Annotated in this window: 19 protein-coding genes and 1 other RNA gene; 16 read left to right on the top strand and 4 right to left on the bottom strand. The window is 48.5% G+C overall.

The window, feature by feature from the left end:
* Positions 1-5 precede the first annotated feature (5 nt).
* The 4 genes from LKI20_RS07565 (at position 6) to acnA (ending at position 7,561) form a co-directional block, all read left to right on the top strand.
* Positions 6-1,262 (top strand): class I SAM-dependent RNA methyltransferase, encoded by a 1,257-nt coding sequence (locus LKI20_RS07565; RefSeq protein ID WP_291772348.1) that lies wholly within the window; start codon positions 6-8, stop codon positions 1,260-1,262.
* Positions 1,263-1,387: 125 nt separating this feature from the next.
* Positions 1,388-2,011: a hypothetical protein gene (locus tag LKI20_RS07560; protein WP_291772345.1), complete on the top strand. Its 624-nt coding sequence runs from the start codon at positions 1,388-1,390 to the stop codon at positions 2,009-2,011.
* Between the two features lie 246 nt (positions 2,012-2,257).
* Positions 2,258-4,711 carry an HAD-IC family P-type ATPase gene (locus tag LKI20_RS07555; RefSeq protein WP_291773450.1) on the top strand — a complete coding sequence of 818 codons (2,454 nt, stop codon included), beginning with the start codon at positions 2,258-2,260 and terminating at the stop codon, positions 4,709-4,711.
* Positions 4,712-4,849: 138 nt separating this feature from the next.
* Entirely contained in the window at positions 4,850-7,561 is a 2,712-nt protein-coding gene (gene acnA / locus LKI20_RS07550; protein WP_291772343.1) for an aconitate hydratase AcnA, read from the top strand.
* 401 nt (positions 7,562-7,962) lie between these two features.
* On the opposite strand, the gene LKI20_RS07545 is transcribed toward acnA, so the two are convergent.
* A complete protein-coding gene (locus tag LKI20_RS07545) occupies positions 7,963-8,799 on the bottom strand; it encodes a Bax inhibitor-1/YccA family protein (protein WP_291772342.1) in 837 nt (278 codons plus the stop codon).
* A gap of 263 nt (positions 8,800-9,062) precedes the next feature.
* Here LKI20_RS07545 and LKI20_RS07540 point away from each other — a divergent pair, with 263 nt between their 5' ends.
* Entirely contained in the window at positions 9,063-9,941 is an 879-nt protein-coding gene (locus LKI20_RS07540; protein ID WP_291772340.1) for an aldo/keto reductase, read from the top strand.
* Between the two features lie 465 nt (positions 9,942-10,406).
* On the opposite strand, the gene LKI20_RS07535 is transcribed toward LKI20_RS07540, so the two are convergent.
* Entirely contained in the window at positions 10,407-11,192 is a 786-nt protein-coding gene (locus tag LKI20_RS07535) for a GTP pyrophosphokinase (protein ID WP_291772337.1), read from the bottom strand.
* Positions 11,193-11,342: 150 nt separating this feature from the next.
* On the opposite strand from LKI20_RS07535, the gene miaB reads away from it, so the two are divergent.
* The 3 genes from miaB to LKI20_RS07520 all read left to right on the top strand — a co-directional run bounded on the left by miaB (position 11,343) and on the right by LKI20_RS07520 (position 14,691).
* On the top strand, positions 11,343-12,788 hold the full coding sequence (gene miaB, locus LKI20_RS07530; protein WP_291773448.1) for a tRNA (N6-isopentenyl adenosine(37)-C2)-methylthiotransferase MiaB: 1,446 nt from the start codon (positions 11,343-11,345) through the stop codon (positions 12,786-12,788).
* A gap of 101 nt (positions 12,789-12,889) precedes the next feature.
* Complete coding sequence (miaA, locus tag LKI20_RS07525) at positions 12,890-13,909, top strand: tRNA (adenosine(37)-N6)-dimethylallyltransferase MiaA (protein WP_291773446.1); 1,020 nt, start codon at positions 12,890-12,892, stop codon at positions 13,907-13,909.
* Between the two features lie 38 nt (positions 13,910-13,947).
* A complete protein-coding gene (locus LKI20_RS07520; RefSeq protein WP_291772334.1) occupies positions 13,948-14,691 on the top strand; it encodes a carboxymuconolactone decarboxylase family protein in 744 nt (247 codons plus the stop codon).
* A 167-nt stretch (positions 14,692-14,858) separates the two neighbouring features.
* Here the strand turns inward: LKI20_RS07520 and LKI20_RS07515 are convergent, their stop codons facing one another.
* A complete protein-coding gene (locus tag LKI20_RS07515; RefSeq protein WP_291772331.1) occupies positions 14,859-15,587 on the bottom strand; it encodes a Fic family protein in 729 nt (242 codons plus the stop codon).
* A gap of 157 nt (positions 15,588-15,744) precedes the next feature.
* Between LKI20_RS07515 and LKI20_RS07510 the strand changes: the two genes are divergently transcribed.
* The 7 genes from LKI20_RS07510 (at position 15,745) to LKI20_RS07480 (ending at position 23,051) form a co-directional block, all read left to right on the top strand.
* Positions 15,745-18,585: an FtsK/SpoIIIE family DNA translocase gene (locus LKI20_RS07510; protein ID WP_291772328.1), complete on the top strand. Its 2,841-nt coding sequence runs from the start codon at positions 15,745-15,747 to the stop codon at positions 18,583-18,585.
* 188 nt (positions 18,586-18,773) lie between these two features.
* Positions 18,774-19,436: a CDP-diacylglycerol--glycerol-3-phosphate 3-phosphatidyltransferase gene (pgsA, locus tag LKI20_RS07505; protein ID WP_291772326.1), complete on the top strand. Its 663-nt coding sequence runs from the start codon at positions 18,774-18,776 to the stop codon at positions 19,434-19,436.
* Positions 19,433-19,978: a CinA family protein gene (locus LKI20_RS07500; RefSeq protein WP_291772324.1), complete on the top strand. Its 546-nt coding sequence runs from the start codon at positions 19,433-19,435 to the stop codon at positions 19,976-19,978. The genes pgsA and LKI20_RS07500 overlap by 4 nt, the downstream gene beginning before the upstream one ends.
* Before the next feature lie 190 nt (positions 19,979-20,168).
* Complete coding sequence (locus tag LKI20_RS07495; RefSeq protein ID WP_291773444.1) at positions 20,169-20,690, top strand: helix-turn-helix domain-containing protein; 522 nt, start codon at positions 20,169-20,171, stop codon at positions 20,688-20,690.
* A 115-nt stretch (positions 20,691-20,805) separates the two neighbouring features.
* Positions 20,806-21,039: a DUF3046 domain-containing protein gene (locus tag LKI20_RS07490; RefSeq protein WP_291772321.1), complete on the top strand. Its 234-nt coding sequence runs from the start codon at positions 20,806-20,808 to the stop codon at positions 21,037-21,039.
* A 207-nt stretch (positions 21,040-21,246) separates the two neighbouring features.
* A complete protein-coding gene (recA, locus tag LKI20_RS07485) occupies positions 21,247-22,398 on the top strand; it encodes a recombinase RecA (protein WP_291772319.1) in 1,152 nt (383 codons plus the stop codon).
* Between the two features lie 47 nt (positions 22,399-22,445).
* Entirely contained in the window at positions 22,446-23,051 is a 606-nt protein-coding gene (locus tag LKI20_RS07480; protein ID WP_291772316.1) for a regulatory protein RecX, read from the top strand.
* A 20-nt stretch (positions 23,052-23,071) separates the two neighbouring features.
* Here the strand turns inward: LKI20_RS07480 and rnpB are convergent.
* Positions 23,072-23,480: RNase P RNA component class A (gene rnpB, locus LKI20_RS07475), an RNA gene on the bottom strand.
* A 208-nt stretch (positions 23,481-23,688) separates the two neighbouring features.
* Between rnpB and hpf the strand changes: the two genes are divergently transcribed.
* Positions 23,689-24,351 carry a ribosome hibernation-promoting factor, HPF/YfiA family gene (gene hpf, locus LKI20_RS07470; RefSeq protein ID WP_291772313.1) on the top strand — a complete coding sequence of 221 codons (663 nt, stop codon included), beginning with the start codon at positions 23,689-23,691 and terminating at the stop codon, positions 24,349-24,351.
* Positions 24,352-24,566 lie beyond the last annotated feature (215 nt).

Here is a 24,566-nt window from a genome sequence, read left to right as displayed (position 1 = left end):
TGTTGATGCAAGCGGAGATCCGCATAGAGCGTTTTGCAGACCAAGGGCGATGCGTGGGGCATATCGATGGACGCGTGGTGTTTGTGCGATTCGCTCTTCCTGGTGAGCTGCTACATATAACGGTTGATGAGCCGCATGATAGAGAGGATCGCTTCTGGACAGCGGAAGTAGATGAAGTCCTTGAAGCAAGCCCTGAACGCGTTCCCTACGCTTGGCCATTGTCCGGACCGCTATCGGCTGGCGGTGGTGTCGGTGGTGCCGATTTATGTCATGTTTCACTTCAGGGGCAGCTGACTTGGAAATCTCAAATCATCCGAGAACAGCTTAAGCGTCTAGGACATCAAGACATCGAAGTGCCTATTACTCGACCTGAAAGCGACGTAGCTCTTGATGGTCTGCACTGGCGCACAAGAATTGAGTTGATTGCTGACGAACAGGGATTACCCTCAATGCGTAGGCGGGGCACTCACCAGCGACTTCGCGTGCGAGATATGCCGCTAGCCACAACAACGCTGCTGAGTGTAGCGCAGCAGCAAGCATTATGGGATACGTCATTCGTCCCTGGTACACATATTCGACTATCTGTTCCTGAGCGCAGAGATGGGATTGAGGTCGACGATAACTTTGGTCTACTCACTAACGATGAACTGCAAGCAGGTAATCAACATTTAGTTGAGGGAGTAAATATAGATGGAAGGCTGTTCACCTATCATGTCGATGCTTCTGGATTCTGGCAGGTTCATCGAGACGCCCCAGAGTCTCTTACGCAAGAGGTTGTTGATATAGTTCGTTCGCGCGTCGACACGAATGCCCATCCATGCATTTGGGATTTGTATTCAGGATCAGGGTTATTTACTCTGCCGTTGGCAACATTGATTGCGGACGGTGTGACTATGCTCAGCGTTGAGGGTGCCAAAACAGCGGTTCGTAATGCTCGCAAAAATCTGCGTGATATGGATATCAATCATGTTGATGCTAGATGTGGTGATGTGGCAGCGACTTTAAGCCATTTGCCATCGAATTTGAGTGCGCCTGATGTAGTTGTACTTGATCCTCCACGGGCTGGTGCAAGGAGTAAAGTTTGTCGCCAAATCGCTGAGTCCAACGCTCGCAGCGTCATCTATGTTGCCTGTGATCCAACTAGTCTTGCCAGAGATATTGGTACTTTTAAGGGTCTCGGATATACGCTAGAACATATCCAGGCTTTTGATATTTACCCGATGACTCACCATGTTGAGACGGTGGCTTTGCTAACGAAGTAGACTCTAGCCTCGCTGAACATTGCCGTTATGGAGAGCAGTGGGCTAATGCTTTGTGTAGTGTCTACTTTGTGAGCACTCATGCACTTTTGCTGAGGGTATTACAGCTTTGACATAGAATCACCTTGATGATGAGCACAGACAATCGATCAGGTACGCAGGCATGGCGGAGTGTGAGGTTGTGCTGTGCAGTGCTGTTGGCGACTTTGCTGTGTGTCTCACTCGCATCGTGTGCACCCTCTGGCCTCGCTGTTGGCGATACGCAAACGGTGAATACTACACAAGACCACGACGGTGTTGATAGAAGTGATATACGCATGGTTGTTGTAGGCACTTCGTCTGCATCGTCGAATAGCGATCGCGAACTGCTGGAACAGTTATACAATTCGAATATCCAAGCTGTCTACTCTGCATCAGCACACGTTCATGATGGTGTGGCAATTGGTGTCAGAAGCGCTGTTGAAAGTAGAGCATCAATAATCATGCTTCTACTTGCTAATAAGAAGATAGTTTCATACCCCTCACTCGAAAGTGCACTGCGTCAGGCTAGGATGGCTGGTGTTCCGGTAGTAATTATGGCGGAGAGTGATATTAGCATCGATAAGACGCTGTATGCGGCGCGCTTCGCATCAGGGGAGTCACAGCAGTGCCTATCATCTCAGGCGCAAACGCAGCTGTTGGATAAAGCTCTTATCAGTGTGATTGACGACAAACCCCATGCCGATGTGATGTGCATTGCTGCAGATGGTTGAGTGAAGTGCACATGTGCTCAGGTGCCAAACTGCATACCGAATGGATAACTGACAACACATCGTCAGCCACAAGATGAGCAGTTCGATTTTTGAGTGCAAACAAGAGTTATGAGGTATATGAGGCGGTTGTACCGTATGAAATGAGCATGAGTCGATGAATAATACGAGGCGGAGGCACTAGTACCTTTGACACAAGCAGAGGATGGGTTCATGAAAGAGCAAGGGCAACAGCGATCCGAGTTTGCGATGCCACACGTAGACGATTCTGGCCTTAGCCAGCAAGAAGTAGCTGAGCGAATCGCAGCTGGCCAGCTCAATATTGTGAAATCTGAGAGTTCCCGGTCTTTGGGACAAATCATAAGAGCGAATGTATTCACCTTATTTAATGGCATTATTTTTGTCGCAGCATTGGTAGTACTGAGTACGGGGCAATGGAAGGATGCTGTTTTTGGGTGCATCATCCTGGTGAATACCGGCATTGGGGTGCTCACTGAGCTGAGGGCCAAACAGACACTAGATAAGCTTTCAATCTTGGTTGAGTCTGACTATGTTGTACACCGTGATGGACAAGATGTATTGATTAGTCACGATAAAATCGTGCTTGATGATTTGCTCTGGATACGTGCTGGTGAGCAGATACCGGCGGATGCAGAAATAATCCGTACTTTCGGACTTGAACTCGACGAATCCATGCTGACCGGAGAATCAAGAACAGTCAGCCACAGCGAGGGAGAGCAAGTTTACTCTGGTTCTGTTGCCGTGTCGGGGCTGGCTCTTGCACGGGTAAACGCAGTTGGCGACCATGGATATGCAGCAAAATTGACTGCAAAGGCAAAGGTCTTTACAAAAACTCATTCCGATCTCAATGATGGCATTAACAAAATTCTGCGCGCCATGACCTTCGTTGTGGTTCCTCTTTGTGTGCTCTTAGTATGGACTCAACTTGTAGCAGTGGGGGGTCTTGAGTCTGCAATTGCCACTGGTATGTGGCGTGACGCTGTTGTGTCAGCAGTCGCAGGTGTGGTCAGTATGATTCCTGAAGGTTTGGTTTTGCTGACATCATTGAATTTTGCGATTGCGGCTATTCGTTTGGCAAGACAGCAAACTTTGGTTCAGGAGTTGGAAGCGGTAGAGACTTTAGCGCGCGTAGACGCTTTGAATCTCGATAAAACAGGTACTATCACCGATGGAGGAATCGAGTTTTCACATTTACAAGAACTGGTTGAGCATGCTGACAGGGCAGAGTTGGAACAGCGTTTGATTGACGTGTGTGCTGAGGAACAGCCAAATGCTACAGCACAAGCGGTTGCGCAAGGTCTGCCAGCGGTACATCCATCTGCGAATGTTGTCGATAGAATTCCTTTTTCTTCTGCCAGAAAATGGAGCGCTGCAGTGTTCCAAGATGGCAGTCAGTGGTTTATGGGAGCGCCAGAAATTCTGATGGAGCGGACTGCTGTTGATGCTCCTAATGAGTTCGCCCACAAACGAGATGATATCCATCAACAAACACGCGATCTAGCGGAACAGGGATACCGTGTATTGCTGTTGGCAAGGTCCGACGCTGAATTGAGCAAGACAGCTGAACATCAGTTGCCTGATTCCCTGATTCCTGAAGCTCTGGTGTTGTGTACTGAGAGGATTCGTGAGGATGCAAGTGACACTCTGGCTTGGTTCAGAGAACAGGGCGTACGCTGCAGAATTATTTCAGGTGATAACCCGGGCACTGTACGTTCCATCGCTTCCACTGTCAGACTGACAGGGGATCAAGAGCCCAGAGCTATGGATGCGCGTGAATTGCCTAAGGATGTTGAAGAGCTTGCTGACGTACTTGAACATGTTGATGTGCTTGGTCGGGTGCTCCCCGAGCAGAAGAAAGCCATCGTACAGGCCCTCCACTCTCGTAATCATGTGGTCGCAATGACAGGTGATGGAGTAAACGATTCTTTAGCTTTGAAAGAGGCTGACCTCGGTGTGGCTATGGGGAATGCTGCACCAGCTACGAAGTCGGTGGCTCAAGTTGTTTTGGTTGATTCAAAGTTTTCTCATCTGCCCGATGTGGTTGCTAGGGGTCGTCAGGTGATGGCGAATATGGAGCGAGTGGCTGGTCTTTTTGTTGTCAAAACCGTATATTCGGCCTTAATTTCTATTGGCGTGGTACTCAGCGCGATTCCGTATCCATATCTACCGAGGCATATCACCTATATCGGCTCATTAACTATTGGTATCCCAGCCTTCTTATTGGCGCTTGCCCCCAATGTTCGTCGCTACAAGCCTGGCTTTTTGAAGCGCGTGGTCATGTTCGCTTTACCATGTGGCACCGCTACTGGTATCGCAGTTTTATTGACCGCGTGGGTCGTCCCTGCTGTTATGGGGTGGGATTTGACTAAGCCGACCGATTTGGCTCAGTTGCGAGTGGTGAGCTCTATGGTGTTGTTCGCTATGGGCATTCTCGTGCTGGCACGCGTGGCGCGCCCATTGCGCTCATGGCGTGGGATATTGGTTGCTGTTTTCGCCGTTGCAGGAGTCATAGGCTTGTTTATTCCTGTGGTCAGTAATTTCTTCGCACTGTCGGTGCCTACTGGTGTAACGCTTTTGGTGACGTGTTGCGCACTTGTTGTGTCAGCGTGTGTGTTCATGATTTTCATATGGGCTGCTCCACTGATCGAGCGGATTTTCTCACGGAGAAAGATGACACGCTAGATGTTGTAACAGGAAATGTATTATTCATATCAGATAATCAATATGTCATAGGGATTCATATATGAGTCCCTTTAAGTGTGCCGTCCGAATGATCACAGGGATCATGTGGCGATACCCGTCTAGAATCACGGAGGAAGCATGTCTTTGCATGATGATCAGCTCGCTACATTGCAGGTAGGGGAGCAGACCTTTGATTACTTTTCTATTGCGGAGCTTCCGGGGATAGATCATCTCCCGTACTCGTTGAAAGTACTCGTTGAAAATCTGGTCCGTAACACCGATGGAGCGAATATCACTGATGAGCATGTGCGCTCTTTACTTGATTGGGATCCTAAGGCTCAACCAAGTCATGAGATTCAGTTCACTCCCAGTCGTGTAGTCATGCAGGATTTCACTGGTGTTCCGTGCATTGTTGACCTCGCCACTATGAGAGACGCTGTGAAGGAACTTGGCGGTGACCCAGAGGTTATCAATCCTCAGGTTCCAGCACAGATGGTGATTGATCACTCGGTGCAGATTGATGTCGCAGGGGTTCCTGGTGCTATCGAACGGAACATGGATATTGAATATCAGCGCAATCGTGAGCGCTACCAATTCCTGCGGTGGGGTCAACAGGCTTTCAAAAACTTCCGTGTTGTGCCACCGGGGACTGGCATCATTCATCAGGTCAATATCGAGTACTTGGCCAAAGTGGTGATGGCTAAAGATAGTGCAAAGCATTCAGACCGTCAATTGGCATATATGGATTCTTGCGTCGGTACTGATTCTCATACCACCATGGTCAATGGTCTTGGTGTGCTGGGATGGGGTGTCGGTGGTATTGAGGCTGAAGCAGCAATGTTGGGTCAGCCTATATCGATGTTGGTGCCGCGCGTGGTCGGTTTCAAGCTCACGGGGAGTATCTCTGAAGGTGTTACGGCTACTGACATTGTGTTGACCATCACAGATATGCTCAGACAGCATGGTGTGGTCGGTAAGTTTGTTGAGTTTTACGGTGATGGTGTTGCGAATGTGCCTCTAGCTAATCGCGCAACTTTGGGTAATATGAGTCCTGAATTTGGCTCAACTTGCGGCATTTTCCCAATTGATAACGTGACATTGGACTATTTGCGTCTCACCGGCCGTTCTGAGGAACAGGTTGCTTTAGTTGAGGCTTATGCAAAAGCGAATAAACTGTGGCATGACACGGCTTCTGCTGATTATGTGGAGCCTGAATACTCTGAATACATGGAACTGGATTTGAGTACTGTAGTGCCATCAATTGCTGGCCCGAAGCGCCCACAAGATCGCATACGTCTCAGCGAGTCGAAATCCAGTTTTGAGCAGACTGTACCTGCGTATGTAACTGATCAGACCAATGAGGATGCTGTTGCCGTTTCAACTGAGACTCACGGAGAGTTCAATATCAGTAATGGTGACGTGGCTATTGCCTCAATTACGAGCTGTACCAATACTTCAAATCCTTCTGTGATGATTGCCGCTGGTCTGCTGGCGCGCAATGCCCATCAACGTGGTCTTAAACCGAAGCCTTGGGTAAAAACTTCACTGGCGCCTGGTTCGCAGGTAGTCACGGACTATTTAGATAAGGCAGGTCTAACTCCTGATCTTGACGCTCTTGGCTATCAGCTAGTGGGATATGGATGTGCAACATGTATCGGTAATTCTGGGCCTCTTGATCCAGCTATTTCGCAAGCAATCAATGAGAATGATTTAACAGTGACTGCGGTGCTATCGGGTAACCGTAATTTTGAAGGACGCATCAGTCCGGATGTGAAAATGAACTATCTGGCATCGCCTCCACTGGTTATCGCATATGCGTTGGCGGGAACGATGGACTTTGACTTCGCTACTGAAGCTTTGGGCCAAGATGATGCGGGCAAAGATGTCTTATTACGCGATATCTGGCCGAGTAATGAGGATATCGAGGAAGTCGTCGAAAACACCGTTAGTCGAGATATGTTTGTCAATGACTATGCATCTGTGTTCGAGGGTGATGCGCGGTGGAAGGGTCTGCAAGTTCCCGACGGAGAGCTGTTCGCTTGGGATGCTGATTCCACGTATGTGCGCAAACAAACGTTCTTTGATGGAATGAGTCAACATCCTGAGCCTGTTGTGGATATTCACGGAGCTAAAGTTTTGGCGCTTCTTGGTGATTCAGTAACGACCGATCATATTTCTCCCGCTGGTGCAATTAAATCAAGTAGTCCGGCAGGCGTGTATTTGCAAGAACGAGGTATCGGTCCGAAGAACTTCAATTCCTACGGATCAAGGCGTGGCAACCATGAGATTATGGTTCGCGGCACTTTCGGGAATATTCGTTTGCGCAATCAGCTGCTTGCTTCTGTTGGGCATGAGGTGACTCCTGGAGGTTTTACCTATGACTTCCTGACGAAGAAACCAACAACGATTTTCGAGGCTTCACTCGATTATCAGCAGCAGGGGATTCCTCTGGTGATTCTTGCTGGCAAAGAATATGGGACTGGTTCATCTCGCGATTGGGCAGCCAAGGGAACGGTTATGTTGGGCGTGCGTGCAGTTATTGCTCAGAGTTTTGAGCGTATTCATCGCAGCAACTTGATCGGCATGGGAGTGTTGCCATTGCAATTCCCTGAGGGTGCTTCTGCTTCGAGCCTTGGTCTTGATGGCACTGAGAGTTTCGATATTGCTGGCATCACAGCTTTGAACGATGGCATCACTCCGAAGACTCTTGAGGTCACAGCTACAAAGGCAGACGGTACATTTCAGACATTCTCTGCTGTGGTGCGTATTGATACCCCAGGCGAAGCTGACTACTACCGTAATGGAGGAATCCTCCAATACGTCCTGCGCAATTTAATGCTGAGCCGCTGAGCCGTTAAGCGGGAAGCCCAGTGGGCTTCCCGTAGGCGAAGTGAGCGGCTGCAAAAGCCGCGAAGAAGCGCGAAGCGCTTGCCACACGTCGTGATACATAACGCAACCTTCCCGGAAGTGAGGCGAAGTGAGCGGCTGCAAAAGCTGAGCCGTTAAGCGTACAGCCCTGTGGGCTGTACGTAGGCGAGGTGAGCGCCCACAAAGGGCGCGAAGGCCATCGCCTACGCGATGGTAAGAAGCGCGAAGCGCTTGCCACACGTCGTGATACAAAAAGCATACCCTTTGGGGAAGTTTGGCCCATCTGCGCTTGTTGCATCCGAAATGTTGTGGCCCCGCCGAATTGTACTCGGCGGGGCCACAACATATTTCAGCCTATTGCAACAGCATGCTTCTGTGCTGTTCTAGTTGTCACTTGCTCCGAAGAGCTGGAGAAGATACAAGAAGAGGTTGACGAAATCAAGATATAGATTGAGAGCGCAGAGTATAGAGATGCGCTTAATCATTTCTGGACCTTGCGTAGCGAACTGGGCGAAGAGTGCCTTGGTACGTTGAGCATCATAGACAGTCATGAGAGCGAAGAGCACTACTCCAATACCTGCCACGACTCGTAGAGTGGTAGCGCTTGGGGCTATAAACATGAGGACTATTTGTGAGATAATCAGCACGACGAGACCAACGAGCAAGATTGGTCCAGCCTTCAGCATGTTGACTTTTGTGGTCAGTGCAAACATGGTCAGTGCGAAATAGAATGCCGCACAAAATCCTAGTGTGATGATAATCGTGCTAGCGTTATATGCCCAGAAGATTGAACTGAGTGTAAATCCCATTAATGCTGCGTATCCATAAAACATTAATCGGGCAGTTGCTGGCCTGATTTTCATGATCCGTGCGCCGAGTGAAATAGCTAATCCGACTTGAACAATGGCTAAGATAATCCAACCAATCGTTCCAGTAGCAGCCATATACGCTTGCAAGGCTCCTGTGATTTGCGATACTAATGCAACAACTGCGGTCACAATCAGCCCAAGCGCCATTTCCCCATATGCGCGTGTTATGGAAACACGAGAGGCCTGTTGCACACTTTCATAAGAGTATGCGGTTTGCGCATTGATTGCGGCTTGTTGAGCATATGGTTGTTGTCCATATTGCTGTTGGTATTGATTAGCGGTGTTTTGACCGTATTGGGCCTGTGGGTCGCCCTGGTTTTGATACCCCTGGGGCTGTCTGCCAAATGACATTGTTGCTCCTTCTGCATAGAAATAGCAGGTGCAGTTCAACTTGCATGCACCATGCTCGGTGCATGCCTTCTACCGCTTATGCGTTGTTTACATCACATAATATGAGAGGAAGCTTACTGTTCTATGAATTCCCCCGAATTATTCCGGCGGCGCAGTCTTTCTGAGAGCTCTGTCCAACGATACGATAGTGTGAGCAGAAGTATGTCGATAATGTGCTAAGCCACCTTGGCTCATGGCATGACACAGCCTCAGGGAGGAGAGATATGCAGAGTACAGGACCTGAAATACTCACACTGAATGCTCACACGGGTGATGCGTCAAGTACGGGAGGTGTTGTTGGCACTACCGGTATTGGAATCCCACAGCTTGGCCTTGGCGTATTTCAGACGCCAGAAGGCAAAGAAACTGTGGATTCTGTTCGTTGGGCTTTGCAAGCTGGATATCGACACATTGATACAGCTGCTGTGTATGGCAATGAACAATCCGTAGGTGAAGGCATCCGCGAATCAGGGGTGTTACGACGTGACATTTTCCTCACCACTAAACTTTGGAATGATGACATTCGAGCAGGCCGGACTGAAGAGGCTTTTTATCAGAGTTTAGATCGCTTAGGAACTAGCTACGTTGATTTGTATTTGATCCATTGGCCGGTTGAGGGTTGGCAGCGGGCTTGGGAGGTTATGGTTGACCTCTACCATCAACATCGCATCCGTGCGATAGGTGTGAGTAATTTCCAGCGTCATCATTTAGAAGAGCTCCGCACTATTAGCGCAGTTAGGCCTGCAGTTGATCAGATTGAATCTTCTCCACAATTTACTAATCAGGATTTGATTGATTATTGTTTGAGCAAGCGGATTCATGTGGAGGTCTGGAGTCCACTGGGCGGTACTGGCGGCAATTTATTGCAGAACCCAGTTTTGCAACAGATTGCTGAATCTCATGGTAAATCTGCCGCACAGGTGGTTATTCGTTGGCATTTGCAGCGTGGCTTGATTGTTATCCCGAAATCAACGCATGAGGAAAGAATTAAGCAGAATTTTGATGTGTTTGACTTTGCCCTCAACGATGCTGAAATGGCAGCAATTTCAGCGTTGAACACAGATAAACGTAATGGTGCCGACCCTGATAACTTCGATTTCTAAAGAGTTTCTGCGCAGTTTCAGATGAGTTTTCGTTTGTGTAGGGATTTTTTCGATAATCCAGCATTTATTGGATTCGTGGTGCTGCAATTCCGCCATTCTAGAACTGTTTATACTCAGTAATCCCTACACAAACGAAGCTTAACTCCCAAAATGTCCACGAATCCGGTGGGAAACGCATATTGTCGATGATAATTCACCCTTGCTGGGCTTATTGCATGCATATGTGCACATTCTGATGTGTATTCAGCATGATTATCAGACTGAATCCGAACCCTTAAGGCCACAGTCCTGTGGACTGTGGCTAGGTGAGGTGAGCAGCTGCTAAGGCTGCGAGGGCCGCGGGAAGTTAGTTGTTGTGTGGTGCCTCAGGTGCACCTTCTTCCTGCTGAACCGTTAAGGCCACAGTCCTGTGGACTGTGGCTAGGTGAGGTGAGCAGCTGCTAAGGCTGCGAGGGCCGCGGGAAGTTAGTTGTTGTGTGGTGCCTCAGGTGCACCTTCTTCCTGCGGCGCGCCGCTAATATCGCGGTGAATGGACTGCATTTGGACTTCAATGTTTTGCAAGGATCTGGCACAGTCAAGTAGCGTTTGTGAATGTTGTGCTATACGGGTATCTGGTAGATCTGACTTGTACCTGAGTTGATGTTCGAGGCTAGCCCAATAATCCATCGCGATAGTTCTAAACTGAACTTCCACAGGCGTGTAGTGTGGTCCCGAAGTGAGAAATACTGGTACTGCATAAATAACATGCAGACTACGATAACCATTTTGTTTCGGGTTTCGAATATAGTCTTTGACTCTCAACACTTGAATGTCTGATTGTTCGGAAAGATATCGAGATACTGCATACACATCGTCTCTGTAGTTGCAAACTACTCTGATACCTGCGACGTCAAAGAGGTTGTCTTTTATCGCTTCGACTGTGATAGGAAGTTCTTTCCTATGGAGTTTCTCAACGATAGAATTTGCACTTTTCAGTCTTCGTTCCATGTGATGAATAGGGTTATGGCTGAATCGAACTTGGAATTCATTGTCCAATATTTCGAGTTTGGTACCAATTTCATACAGTGCACCCTCATAAACCTGCATCAGATCGATGAATTCAGTGACATCTCCGATTTCGACATTGTTTACGGAGCCGGTATCGAGGGTTTTAATTCGGGTTGCCAGTTCTGCCGTGTTCATTACATTTTTGCGATCTAATATCACAGTCGCCTCCTCGGCGGAAATGTTCGTACCCTGCGGAGTTTTCATTTTACCTACGCAGCTCAATGTTGGCTGTGGATTGTCCTTAATGGGTACGAGTTCCTCACTGGTGCTTATATATAGGTATTGCGAAATATAGGTGTGGCAACTAGACGCGAGACGCACACTGAGGCTTGACCTTCGATAGAATCAATGATTATGGATGAAGCGATGATGACTGAGCAAGAGCGTTCGATGGTGTCACAAGATCCCACACATTCTGGGCGAGGTAGGGGAGTGTATTACGTGCACACTCTTGGTTGCCAGATGAATGTACATGATTCGGAACGTATTTCTGGTGTATTGGAGTCTCAAGGGTATGTGCCTGCTAGACAGGATCAAATTGAAGGCCAAGATTTTGATCTGATTGTGCTCAATACATGTGCAGTGCGTGAAAATGCCACAGATCGTATGTACGGAACTTTGGGATCTTGGGCAGAGCTCAAACGTGAACACCCACAGTTACAGATCGCTGTCGGTGGGTGTATGGCTCAGAAAGATCGCGAACGTATTGCGCAACGTGCTCCTTGGGTTGATGCTGTATTTGGAACTAAGAATATTGCTTCTTTGCCACATCTACTTCAAGAGTCTAGAGAACTTCATGGTCCTCAAGTTGAGATTACACAGGATTTAGCATACTTCCCGAGTGAACTGCCTGCGGCCAGAGCTTCAGCTGTTTCTTCCTGGGTGTCCATCTCGGTTGGGTGCAACAATACTTGTACCTTCTGCATCGTTCCAGCTGTACGCGGCAAGGAGCGCGACCGCAGAATGGGCGACGTGCTTGATGAGATTCAGCGGTGCGTCGATTCTGGGGCCAAGGAAGTAACCTTGCTGGGGCAAAATGTGAATTCCTTCGGTTATTCGACTGGTGACCGTTTTGCTTTTTCTAAGCTACTTCGTGCGTGTGGAGAGATTGAAGGTTTGGAACGCGTGCGCTTCACGTCTCCACATCCAGCGGCATTCACTGATGATGTTATTGAAGCTATGGCGCTGACTCCGAATATTATGCACCAGCTACATATGCCTCTTCAATCTGGTTCAGATCGAGTTCTTAGGGCCATGCGCCGTTCATATCGTACTGAGCGTTTTCTCAGTATCCTCGGTAAGGTCCGCGAAGCAATGCCAGATGCACAGATTACTACGGATATTATTGTCGGATTTCCAGGAGAAACAGACGAGGATTTTGAGCAAACAATGAATGTGGTGAAGCAATCTCAATTTACTTCAGCCTATATTTTTGAATATTCTCCTCGTCCAGGAACACCCGCAGCAACTATGGAACAGGTGCCTCCCGAGATTGTGCGCGAACGTTTCCGTCGTTTGAACCATTTGCAGGAATCAATCACCGCTGAACGTATGCAGGATTTCGTTGGTCGTGAAGTAGAGGTGCTAGTTACGGATGCTAGAGGGAGAAAGGATCGCGACACGCATCGAGTGACAGGACGCGAACGTACCGGAACGTTGGTGCATATCGGCGCACCTGCCGGTCATGAGGTTGCAAGTATCGGTGACATTGTCCGGTGTACGGTAACCCATGCAGGCAAACATTTTCTGATTGCGGATCCTGACCCAAGCGTTGAAGGTCAAGTGTATAGCGTTCGATAAATATACGATGGTGAACATCAGCGATTCGAAAGGTTGTGATGACAACGGGGATGGGTTCCGATTCTGGTGAACTGTCAATTGATGATGGTGAAGACGCTGCCATGCACCGTGGCGCAGTAGCTGCAGATACGGTAACAAAGAGCAGAGTGGTGTCAATTGTCGGCCCAACTGCTTCTGGCAAAACGGGTCTCGGCATTGCCTTGGCAGATGCGCTCTCAGAGCAGGGTCAGCGTTGTGAAATCGTTAATGCGGATGCGTATCAGATGTATAAAGGCATGAATATTGGCACTGCTAAACCTAGCCAACAAGAACGTTTGCATGTGACTCATCATCTCTTAGATGTAATTGAGCCCAATGAAATCATGAGTGTTGCACGCTTCCAACAGATGGCGAGGGAGTGCATCGAAAATCTCCAATCACAGGGAATACGACCGATTCTGGTTGGGGGTTCCGGTCTGTATGCTCGGGCAGCCTTGGATGATATTCGCTTTCCAGGAACAGATGCTCAGGTCAGACAGAGACTTGAGCACAGGGCCAGTGAAGAAGGCCCTGGAATACTGTTTGAGGAGTTGCGTGTTCAAGATCCAGATGCGGCTGAGCATATGAATCCTCACAATGTAAGACGTACTATTCGTGCACTGGAAGTGATAGCGATAACTGGCATGCCATATTCGGCTAATCTTCCACATTATCGATACGTGATACCCAGTGTGCAGATTGGTTTAGATTTACCTCGTCAAGCACTGGACGAGCGTATTAATCTACGTACAGAACAGATGCGTCAGCAAGGTTTTGTTGATGAAGTTCGCGCCATTCGATCCACATTAGGGCCCACAGCAGCTAGAGCGTTGGGCTATCAACAAATTATCGATTATCTTGACGGTTTGATTGACGAAGATGAAGCCTTTGCAGATATCGCTCAAAAGACGAAACGTTTGGCGCGCAAGCAGATGGGCTGGTTTGGCAGAGATCCGCGTATCCATTGGCTACAAGCGCTGAATCCGAATTTAGTCGAGAACGCTGTGGCGATTGTGCAGCACGCAGATGTGGGGGACTATGATTCCACGGATGCACTTGCTGATACATATACCCAACACCATTTAGGCGCTTTAGAAGGCTGAGATCCTTTAGGAACGTCTTCTTGAGAAAAGGAGTGAATATGGCACGTCACACAGTGAGAAAAAGTCTTGAACGTGTATTTCAGGATGAGAAACCTCTGGGGGAAAGCGATCCTGATTTTATTGATATGTTCAACCGCTTTGGATATTCCAAAGTCGCCAAACATGGATTGTTGAATGATCAGCAACGTTCTTTAGTAGTGCTATCTTCACTCATCGGTTGTCAGGCTGTGGAAGAATTCGCAGTGATGGCTGAAGTTGCCTTGAAGGTTGGTGTGCATCCAGCGGCATTGAAGGAAATTCTTTATCAATCAGTTGCTGTATTAGGTATGGGGCCAATCTTTCCTCTACTGCGTGTGACTAATGAGCTATTGGAGTCGAAAAATGTGAAGTTACCGTTGCCACAGCGAAGCTTACCGGACGACGAAACAGTTACAGACAACATCCAGCGGATGCGAGTCGTGTTACAAGCGGCAGATTCGCCTAGTGGGCCGGCACTCTACAAGGCAGATTCGGCGTTGGGACAACTACAACTGTGGGAGGATGAATATACCTATGGGAATTGTTATGCTCGTCCGATCCTGGACGTGGGGATGAGAGAGCTGTCTACATGGTGTTTACTGTTGGCACTTGGTGATGTTGATGAGGAACTGGAGCGAAGTATTAACACGAATGCTGCTGCAGGAAATGATAAGACGCTGTTGACGGATGCCGTATTGCAGTGTGCACCGTATATCGGTTTTCCGCGCGTCCGCCATGCACTGAGGCTCCTTGAGGAGCGATAAATTGCTTAAGCATAACGTTTGTGTAGGGTTATTTCAGCACATCACCGTTTTCAAAACCAAAGAATGTTGAAATATCAGTCTTTTCTGTAACGGTATATATGGGGTTAGAGCAAAAATCCCTACACAACAAGTTGTGTAGGGCAATAATCGCGTGTAATGACCATAATTCAGTGGGCAGGTCCCTGATTCCATCCAGCGATTAAGAATGTGCGTGTTGGATTGGCTGGTCTGATGATCTCACTAAAGAGTTTTACAAAGTCTGAGGTGTCACCGTTATATGCTGCACGCTTTGCTTGTTTGTAGGTGTTGGCATCGACGATGCCCCAATCCAAATCCCAACCTGCATCGTGTGATAGACGAGAGGCAAATATGCGAAGCACCATAGCATTGCCACCTACAAAGGGATGCAAATAGCCTAACTCGTCGTATATATGAGCGAGTTCGCGAACGAAATCACCGCGATCAAGGCATTTGAGATTCCTTTTCTCGGCCAGCTCTCGTGAGATGTTTGCAGCCCCTGTGTCGATCAGATTTGAGGGAAAGAATGCTTCTGGGTTTGCTGAACGCGCGCCACTGGAGTCTTTTGTAGTGTCGGTGCTGCGCAACTTTCCAGCATCATTATGTACTCCATCAAAAAGCCAGTGGTGGATAGTGCGCAGCTCTTGTAAATCTCCGCTAGCAACCCACCCATGTTCAATCATCTTGACCGTACGAGTGACAATTTTATCAGCGTGCTGTCGTTGCTCAGTTTCAGCCATCAATTCATCGGCACTCAGCAATCCGCGCTCATATGATTGCGCTGCCGAATATGTCTCCTTGTTCGGGATCAGTGATTCCAATGCGCAATTTTTCCAAGCAAATGCGACTGCGCTCGCACGTTCTGCTGGTGTTGTCATAATCACGATGGTAGCGGTAAAAGGTTGTGAACACATCCTAGAACACGTCTGACGAGGTATTGTGCGAGGCGAGACAGTGTGTTTACGGAGAAAAAATTGTGCGAACATGTCGGAAAACCGCCACTAATGCCTATGCGCCGGGTAGTCTGGATGCGTTATGACAAGAAGCACAGCCAAAGATAATAAAGACCCAGCATCGGGCAAGCAGCGTCACTCGTCGTCGGCGCGATCTTCCGCTACGTCTAAAGGATCGTCCAAGGTCACAAAGGAAGAAAGCCTACAACAAGTTCCCGAAGCGCTGTGGAAAAAAATACTGTTGAGCATCCCACGAGGTTTCGGCTCGCTTATTCGCTCAATCACAGGGGTGGGGCAATTCGATCCCGCCTATCGTAGCGACGGTTTATGTTTCATGCTGATTATTTTTGCTGTGCTGTTTTGCGCGAGTGAATGGTTTCGTGTTGATGGTGCATTAGGTCGCATGCTGCATGCCTTGGCTTCAGGGGCCTTTGGCATGATGAGTGTGGTGTTACCGGTGTTATTAGTAATTATCGCTGCACGGCTGATACGCAATTCTGGTTCTCATTCTGAAAATCCTCGTGTGGTTAGTGGCTGGTTTCTATTGTTGTGGTCTATATGCTCGATTATTGACGTTGTAGTAGCAGCAGATCATCGAGTATTCGACATTGGGATTCTTCAAGAATCTGGAGGTCTATTAGGATTCGTCCTTGGTTCGCCACTAGCTTGGGGCTTATCAAAAGCCTTTGCAATTGTGCTCTTTGTTGTTGCTGCACTATTTGCAGTGATGATGATTTCTCATCTGCACGTTGCAGATCTACCAAATCTGAGCAGCACCGTTGCTGCTAAGTTGCGCGGTCAATCACCGAAGCAAGATGTACAAGACGAAGCATTGACGGATGACAGCGTTGCGGGAGACGACACTATTGTTTTCGCGCAAGGCGTTCCAACACATGAAGATGACGATACCAGCACGGAGGATGCCGCGGGGTCGAAGCGCTCATGGTTTTCGCGCTTGTTCCGTCGAGGACGAGACGAAGATGACAATCGTCGACTCGATCGCTATGAAGGTGACGATGCTTTCGAAAAGGCAGCAAGCCAACACGGTAAGGTTGACCAAACTACAATCGATAATGGCAGAGCCACAGATGAAACGGCTGTATTGCCTCATTTACAAGGATTTGACGCAGCTACCTTGCCCTCGGGTGCAGACGGAATGCTCTCAAGTCACGCCGAAGAGCCCGATCGTCTACGCACGGGGAGCGATACTGATAAGCCAGTGGATCGACACACTGGAGTTTGGGACGATCCGTGGAATCCATCAAATGAAACTCAGGTAATGCCCACAGGTGAGGAAACAGCAGTGCTGTCGTCTGCTGCGACACCAGTGGTGTCGCCTGAATCTTCGCCGCAAGGTGAGGGCGATGCGAATGCTGAGGGCGATGCAAACAGTGAGGGACAGGATCAGCTATATCACTTGCCGTCCTTGGATCTCTTGGCAATGGGTAAACCTCACGCTGCGAGAACCCCAGCCAATGATCATGTCATTCAGGCATTGCAATCGACTTTCCAGCAGTTTGGAGTAGACGCGAAGGTCATAGGGTTCCTACGCGGCCCCTCGGTAACTCAATATGAAGTTGAATTGGGACCAGGTGTAAAGGTCGAAAAGGTCACCAATCTGCAGCGCAATATTGCTTATGCAGTCGCGAGCTCTGATGTGCGAATATTGTCACCAATTCCAGGTAAGTCGGCAATCGGTATTGAAATACCAAATATTGATCGTGAAATTGTGCACCTCGGTGACGTATTGCGGTCAGATAAGGCTCAATCAGATGATAATCCGATGCTCTCCGCAGTCGGCAAAGATGTTGAAGGGCATTTTGTTACTGCTGACCTTACCAAGATGCCACATTTGTTGGTGGCTGGTGCCACAGGCTCTGGTAAATCGAGTTTTATCAATTCAATGTTGACTTCTGTGATTATGAGATCAACGCCCGAGCAGGTTCGACTGATCATGGTTGATCCAAAACGTGTAGAGCTGAGTGCTTACGCGGGGATTCCACATCTCTTGACGCCTATTATTACCGACCCCAAGAAGGCTGCACAGGCATTGGAGTGGGTGGTCAAAGAGATGGATGCACGGTATGACGACTTACAATACTTTGGCTTTAGACATGTTAAGGACTTTAACGAGGCTGTGCGCGCTGGGAAAGTCCATGTTCCTGAAGGCTCTCAGCGAAAAGTAGCGCCATATCCATACTTGCTTGTGGTTGTAGACGAGATGGCAGATTTAATGATGGTTGCGAAAAATGATGTTGAAAGCTCTATTCAACGCATCACACAGTTGGCAAGAGCAGCTGGGGTACACCTGGTTCTCGCTACACAGCGACCTTCTGTTGACGTGGTAACAGGTTTAATTAAAGCGAATATCCCTTCTCGACTTGCCTTTGCCACTTCCTCTGCAACTGACTCTAGGGTAATTCTTGACACTACTGGTGCTGAGACCTTAATTGGACAAGGTGACGCATTATTCCTCCCTATGGGCTCCGCAAAGCCTATTCGTGTGCAGGGCGCATGGGTTGGAGAATCTGAGATTCGCAGGGCTGTCGATGCTGTGCGGACTCAGCGTAAACCTCACTATCGTGAGGATATTGAGCAGATGACGGAGCGCGCAGAAAACAGGCCTGAACCAGATGAAGATATTGGCGATGATATGGATGTCTTACTGCAAGCTGCAGAATTAGTGGTGACCTCACAATTCGGTTCTACATCTATGTTGCAGCGCAAACTTCGTGTTGGATTTGCTAAAGCAGGCAGACTGATGGACCTCTTGGAATCTCGTGGAATCGTTGGACCATCGGAAGGTTCAAAAGCTCGAGAAGTATTAGTGCAACCTCAAGATCTGCAAGAAGTACTTGCTTTTATCAGAGGAGAAACTACCAGCTTAGGAACTTCGCAAGAGTCATCTCAAGTTTCGCAGTAGTCTGAGTTATAGTGCCATATGCATACTGACTCATGTCGTAAGGGCACAAGGTATTCGGAAGGCTGAGTCATGTGGTGGGGCGTCCCTATGGAGTAACGTAGGTGAAGCTGGTACATGAACAGTAGATGAATTGTTTTATCTACGTCATTGGAGTGGGAATCATGAGCACCGTAAGTCAAGGAGAGGGTATGGAGCAGCACTCAGAGCCCAAGTCAAAGCAGACTAAAGGGCATTTGTTTGCAGGGTGGAATAGTCCTCCAAATTTGGTGACTTATGTCAGAATCGTTCTGGTTGTAGTGTTTATCGTCCTCGACATGCGTGCGGGTAGATTTGGCGTTGATGACACCAATATGCGTTGGTGGGCCTTTGCTTTGTTTGTGTTTGCTGCTTCAACAGATAAATTGGATGGCTGGCTCGCTCGAAAATACGATCAGGTAACTGAGCTTGGGAAGCTGATGGATCCTATTGCCGACAAGCTACTCATTTGCTCGGCTTTGGTCGTTGCTTCCATCCACAGCGAGCTATCGTGGTGGATTACTGCATTGTTCCTCATACGTGAGCTTGGCATAACTGTGATGCGCTTCGTGGTTATTGACACAGGCGGTAAAGTAATCGCAGCATCACAAGCGGGAAAATACAAGACTTTAGCTCAGTGTGTTGGGATTGCCATGCTATTGGCCCCTGTGTGGTCGATGATGTCATTGTCTGAACAAGTGGTGTCTTGGTATCAAAGTCTGACCCTGATTATTGTGCTGATTGCTCTATTCCTCTGCTTGTATTCTGGAGCAGAATATCTGGTCAATACTTTTGCGGGTCGTTCACAGGCACATGAGGAGAGAAGCTCTAAATGACTCCCACTGCGCATATCGAGACAGATGATATTGCGGAGAAAATCATGCAGGTGTGTCTTCGTAGAGAACTGAGCATCGTAGCTGCAGAGTCATTGACCGGTGGATTACTTGCTGATGCATTTGTGCGTGTACCGGGCGCATCTCGGGTATTTCTAGGGTCTGTGGTGACATACGATATTCGCGCGAAAGCCTCAATTTTGGGTGTCGACGCAGAGCTACTGCGCTCCGAGGGTGCTGTGCATCCTGAAGTTGCCCGACAGATGACTGTTGGTGCTGCCTCGTTATATGCGGGTGTCGGGGATGTATCTCATATCATTTCGCTGTCTACTACTGGTGTGGCTGGCCCTGGACCAGACGGCATACATCCGGCTGGGGAAGTGTATATTGCGATATCGCTTCCCGATGACAGTTCTCAGGAGCTTAAGCGCCCTTCTGCGTCAACGCATGTTAAGCGTTTGCAGCTTGAGGGTTCACGTCAACATATTCGTGAGCTTACTGTATGGAATGTGCTAACAACTTTAGCTGGGCTCATCGAAGGTTGAGAAGTTGTCTGGTATGTTGACCTTCGATGTTGCTAGCTGGTGTTGAATTCTGCTGAGATAAGCGTAGACACTTGTGACCTCCCTCACATTTTGTTAGTTTGCATACGCTTTGAGGAATATTTCGCGTTGAGCGTTGTTGTGCAAGGTGAAGGTTACAAGAACAGCTTTGGCGGTATGAAAGGGGCACATGATGACAGATAATCAGACAGTGTTGCGACACACCGAGGATTCGTTCGAACTACAGACGAACGTAGTGCGCGAGGGCGCAGCCCGAGTGAGGGATTTGACGCCGGCGCAGCGTCGTGCGGTCGTATTCGCCCAGCAGCAGGTGCTGAGGGCAAGAGCAGCAAAGAAGGCCAAGGATGAGCGTCAAGCAGCTCTGACGCGGATGTGGATGAAAGAGGAAGGCGGAGATGTGCGTTCTGTGGCAGCTGCCACAGGTGCGGGTGAAGATTCTTATGCAGGTACTCATCAAGTTTCATTGCGCGAAGCGATTGGCCATGTGCTGCGAGATTTGCGCAGTAAGGATCACAAAACACTTCGAGAGGTTAGTGAGAATGCTGGTGTTTCGCTCGGATACCTTTCTGAAGTTGAACGAGGGCAGAAAGAAGCAAGCTCCGAGTTGCTTAGCTCGATAGCTGAGGCTCTGGGTGTCAGCGTTTCTCAGATGTTACGTATGGTTGCCGATTATATTGAATCTCTGCAGAATTGATCCACAGCTCAAATAATGTTGTTAACTCTAATATTCAGCTGTAATTGATAGTAATGTTGATCGGTAGTTGTGTTAGTTGTGCATTGATCTAGGGGAGTAGAGAGGTTTGTCATAAGTGAGGGAACGCGAGTTCTGGGAGTTGCTTGAAGAGGTTTTTGGGCGCAGTTATGGACGAAGTCTTTCTAGAGATCAACAGTTACATGAATTAGATTCACTGACAGTAGTTGAGGCGTTGGAATCGGGTGTAGAGCCTCGCACGGTGTGGAATGTGCTCTGTGACCAGATGGACATACCCGATTCAAGACGTTGGGGTAAGGACCACAACGCGCCTCCTATGCCAGCGCGGTAACAGCATGTGCAGTGTGCATGTGATGTTAGGCCAGCTTCATTTGAATTCGAACAAATGTTCGGGTATAGTCATGCCCTGAGCTCAGTTAATCACTCTTATGAAGTCCGGCGCACATTCGACCACATTGTTTGTGGAAGTCCTGTCCAGCTCGCACCTGGCTCTAAGGTATTAATTGTCACAGCAGTCAGAAAGCTAAGGAGAGGCCAGATGGCACAACATACAGGTGCCCGTGCACCCAAGAAATCTTCTGAAAGCGACATACAATCACGTCGCCAAGCAGCCTTGGATACAGCGCTTGCTCAAGTGGAGAAGAACTTCGGCAAGGGTTCGGCTATGCGTTTGGGAGATCGTCCGGTACAGAATGTTGAGGTAATCCCCACCGGTTCTCTCGCTTTAGATATGGCTTTAGGTATAGGTGGACTTCCTCGGGGCAGAATTGTTGAAATCTATGGTCCTGAATCCTCAGGTAAGACCACGCTCACACTGCACGCGGTTGCTAATGCACAAAAAAATGGTGGTGTTGCGGCATTTATAGATGCAGAGCATGCCTTAGATCCAGAATATGCTCGCAAACTTGGTGTAGATACTGATTCCCTGATTATTTCCCAGCCAGATAACGGTGAGCAAGCTTTGGAAATAGCCGATATGTTAGTTCGCTCAGGTGCCTTAGATATTGTCGTTATCGATTCTGTAGCTGCACTGGTGCCGAAAGCCGAAATTGAAGGCGATATGGGAGACAGTCACGTAGGTCTACAAGCTCGTTTGATGAGTCAAGCATTGAGAAAAATGACTGGTGCTTTGGCTCAGGCCAACACTACTGCTATTTTTATCAACCAGTTGCGAGAAAAAATAGGTGTATTTTTTGGCAGTCCAGAAACCACAACGGGTGGTAAAGCGCTGAAATTCTATTCATCTGTGCGCCTTGATATCAGACGAATTCAAACCCTCAAGAACGGCGATGAGGCTGTTGGTAACCGCACTAGGGTAAAAGTCGTTAAAAACAAGATGGCGCCGCCCTTTAAGTCGGCTGAATTTGACATGTTATACGGCGAGGGGATCTCTCGAGAAGGCTCCATTTTGGATATGGCTTTGCAAACCAATATCGTCAAGAAATCTGGTTCATGGTTTACCTATGATGGTGATCAGCTTGGGCAGGGCAGAGAGAATGTTCGTCAGTTCCTTAAAGATAATGCAGAACTAACGAGTGAAATCGAGAATCGTGTCAAGATGGAATTTGGCTTGATTCCCCGCCCTGAAGAGGAGACGAAAGATTCTGCCGAAAGTGATGAAGAAGCAACTTCGCAGGCTTCTGAAAACACCCATGCAGACAAACAAGCTGCAGAGCAACTCAGCAAATAGTTGTCTACAATTCAACTGCAAGTTTTCGTTATTGCAAGCGAGGCCATATGATTTCGGCTGATGAGTTTCTCAGCACCATGCACGAACCTTTGCTGCCGCATTCACAGACGCAGGCGCAGCAAAGGGTTGAGCTTCAGAGTGTGCAGCAGTCGTCAGATAAACACCTTTTCGAAGAGCGAACATCTGATGAGCAACAGCGTTTCGAACTATGCAAAGAAGCTGCGTTACGCTCCTTGGATGCAGCTCCGCGCTCTTCCTCGGATTTGGCAAAACGTCTGATACGCAAAGATTTCGAAGAAAATCTGGTTGAAGATGTGATTCATCGCTTACAAGAACTTGGATTGCTAAACGATGAAGAATATGCTCATTCACTGTTGCGATACTGCTTGCAGCGAGATATGGGTGCTCGCGGTGTCAGCATGGAAATGTCACGCAAAGGTGTTGATGCGGATTTAGCAGCGGAGCTGATTGAGCAAGCTTCGCAAAATGGCAATTTTGTTGAATCAGCATATGCATTGGGTAGAACTGTTGAGCGCAGGACTCATGGTATGGAGCGAAAAGTGCAGATGCGCAGATTGTGGAGTGCCGGCGCGAGAAAAGGTCATAGTCCCGACATGCTCAGACAAGTTTTTGCTGACGTTTTCTGCGACTAAGTTGAGATTATGGTTAGGAGTGAGTGAGACCTCTTTTACCCCGGGTTCTGTCATTCTTGCGAATGGATGACCATCCATCTCGACTTGGCGTTGCCGCCAAGCTCTAGCAGCCTACCCGAAGGCACGGGCGAGCAGCCCTTAACGCCTTCTGCTTGGCCTTGCTCCCGATGAGGCTTGCCATGCGGCCTACTGTTTCCAGAGGCCCGGTGGTCTCTTACACCGCCGTTTCACCCTTACCTACAACCCATATGTTTCCACAATGGTTGCAGGCGGTCTATTCTCTGTTGCGCTATCTCTCAGGTCGCCCTGGGCGGATGTTATCCGCCATCGTGCTCTGTGGAGCCCGGAAGTTCCTCAACATAAATGCTCATATGTACTTGTCTCCAAGTGCTCACATGCATTGTCTGTCGCGATCATCAAGAGGTCTCAAAACTATAATCCTAGCAGTCAATGCGTTAAGGCACACGCAATCTGCGCAAGGTTGTGAGTTCAACACGCAGGGCTCGTGAATGTTCTTGTTATTGGCTTAGCATCCGCTGAAGTCTACGAACAGTCGGTTACAATATGAGATACCCGGGCGGTGAAGGTGCCGCTCATCACATACAGCGGCTTAGCCGCTTGATCCAAGGAGGTTCACATGGAGAACGTCGTTACAGGTCGCCACACGCAAATTAAGCAGAGGTTCCGCGACGTGGTGGATACCAAGTTGAATCGTGTGACCGCCATCGCGCCTGATGCACAGCGTGCACAGATTGTGCTGACTCATGAGGGGAACCCACGACAGGCCGATACTGCCAAGCGAGTAGAAATTACCGTGATTGCAGGACGCACAGTTGTACGTGCTGAGGCATCAAGCACTGATGAATACAGTGCTTTAGATATGGCTCTCGACAAGTTGACCTTGCGCTTGCGTCGTGCTCGCGATCGCCGCAAGGATCACAGAAGAGGTTATCTCAATCCAGTTCCAGTGGATATGGGTGCTGTGTTGCCATCCACACCACAGGAGCCAGAAGAAGAGGAAGTTCCCAACAACAGCCCTGAGGCTGCCGTTGCCAGTGAATTGGCACCAGGTGAATCAGTTGAGGTGCAAGTAGGGGATACCCCTATTGTGATTCGTCGTAAGCTCCATATAGCTGAGCCCATGAGCATTGACGAGGCCCTGTATGAGATGGAATTAATCGGGCATGATTTCTTCCTCTTTGTCAACAAAGAAACGGGACGTCCTTCGGTGGTTTATCATCGCCATGGTTGGAGCTACGGTGTTTTTGAAATCGATACCCCTGAAAACACTGCAGCATAACGATAATGACTGAGGGACTAGCAGTGTTATAGCGCTCTCATGAGTATCATTTGCGGGTTGTTGCCATATGCTTTGTATGGCAACAACCCGCATTATTGTGTGCTTTGTAAATAACCGTCTGAGTTCAGCAAAGGTGTTTGGCCTTCGTTTTGACAGTGACGTGTGAATACGCGAGGCGTGCAAGTAGTGGAAATCGCAGTAGTCGAGTATTATGA

It is taken from the genome of Bifidobacterium sp., from assembly GCF_022647885.1.
In the GTDB taxonomy this organism is placed as follows: domain Bacteria; phylum Actinomycetota; class Actinomycetes; order Actinomycetales; family Bifidobacteriaceae; genus Bombiscardovia.
The sequence above is the reverse complement of the archived record's forward strand: the minus strand, read 5'-3'. Positions and strand labels throughout refer to the sequence as shown.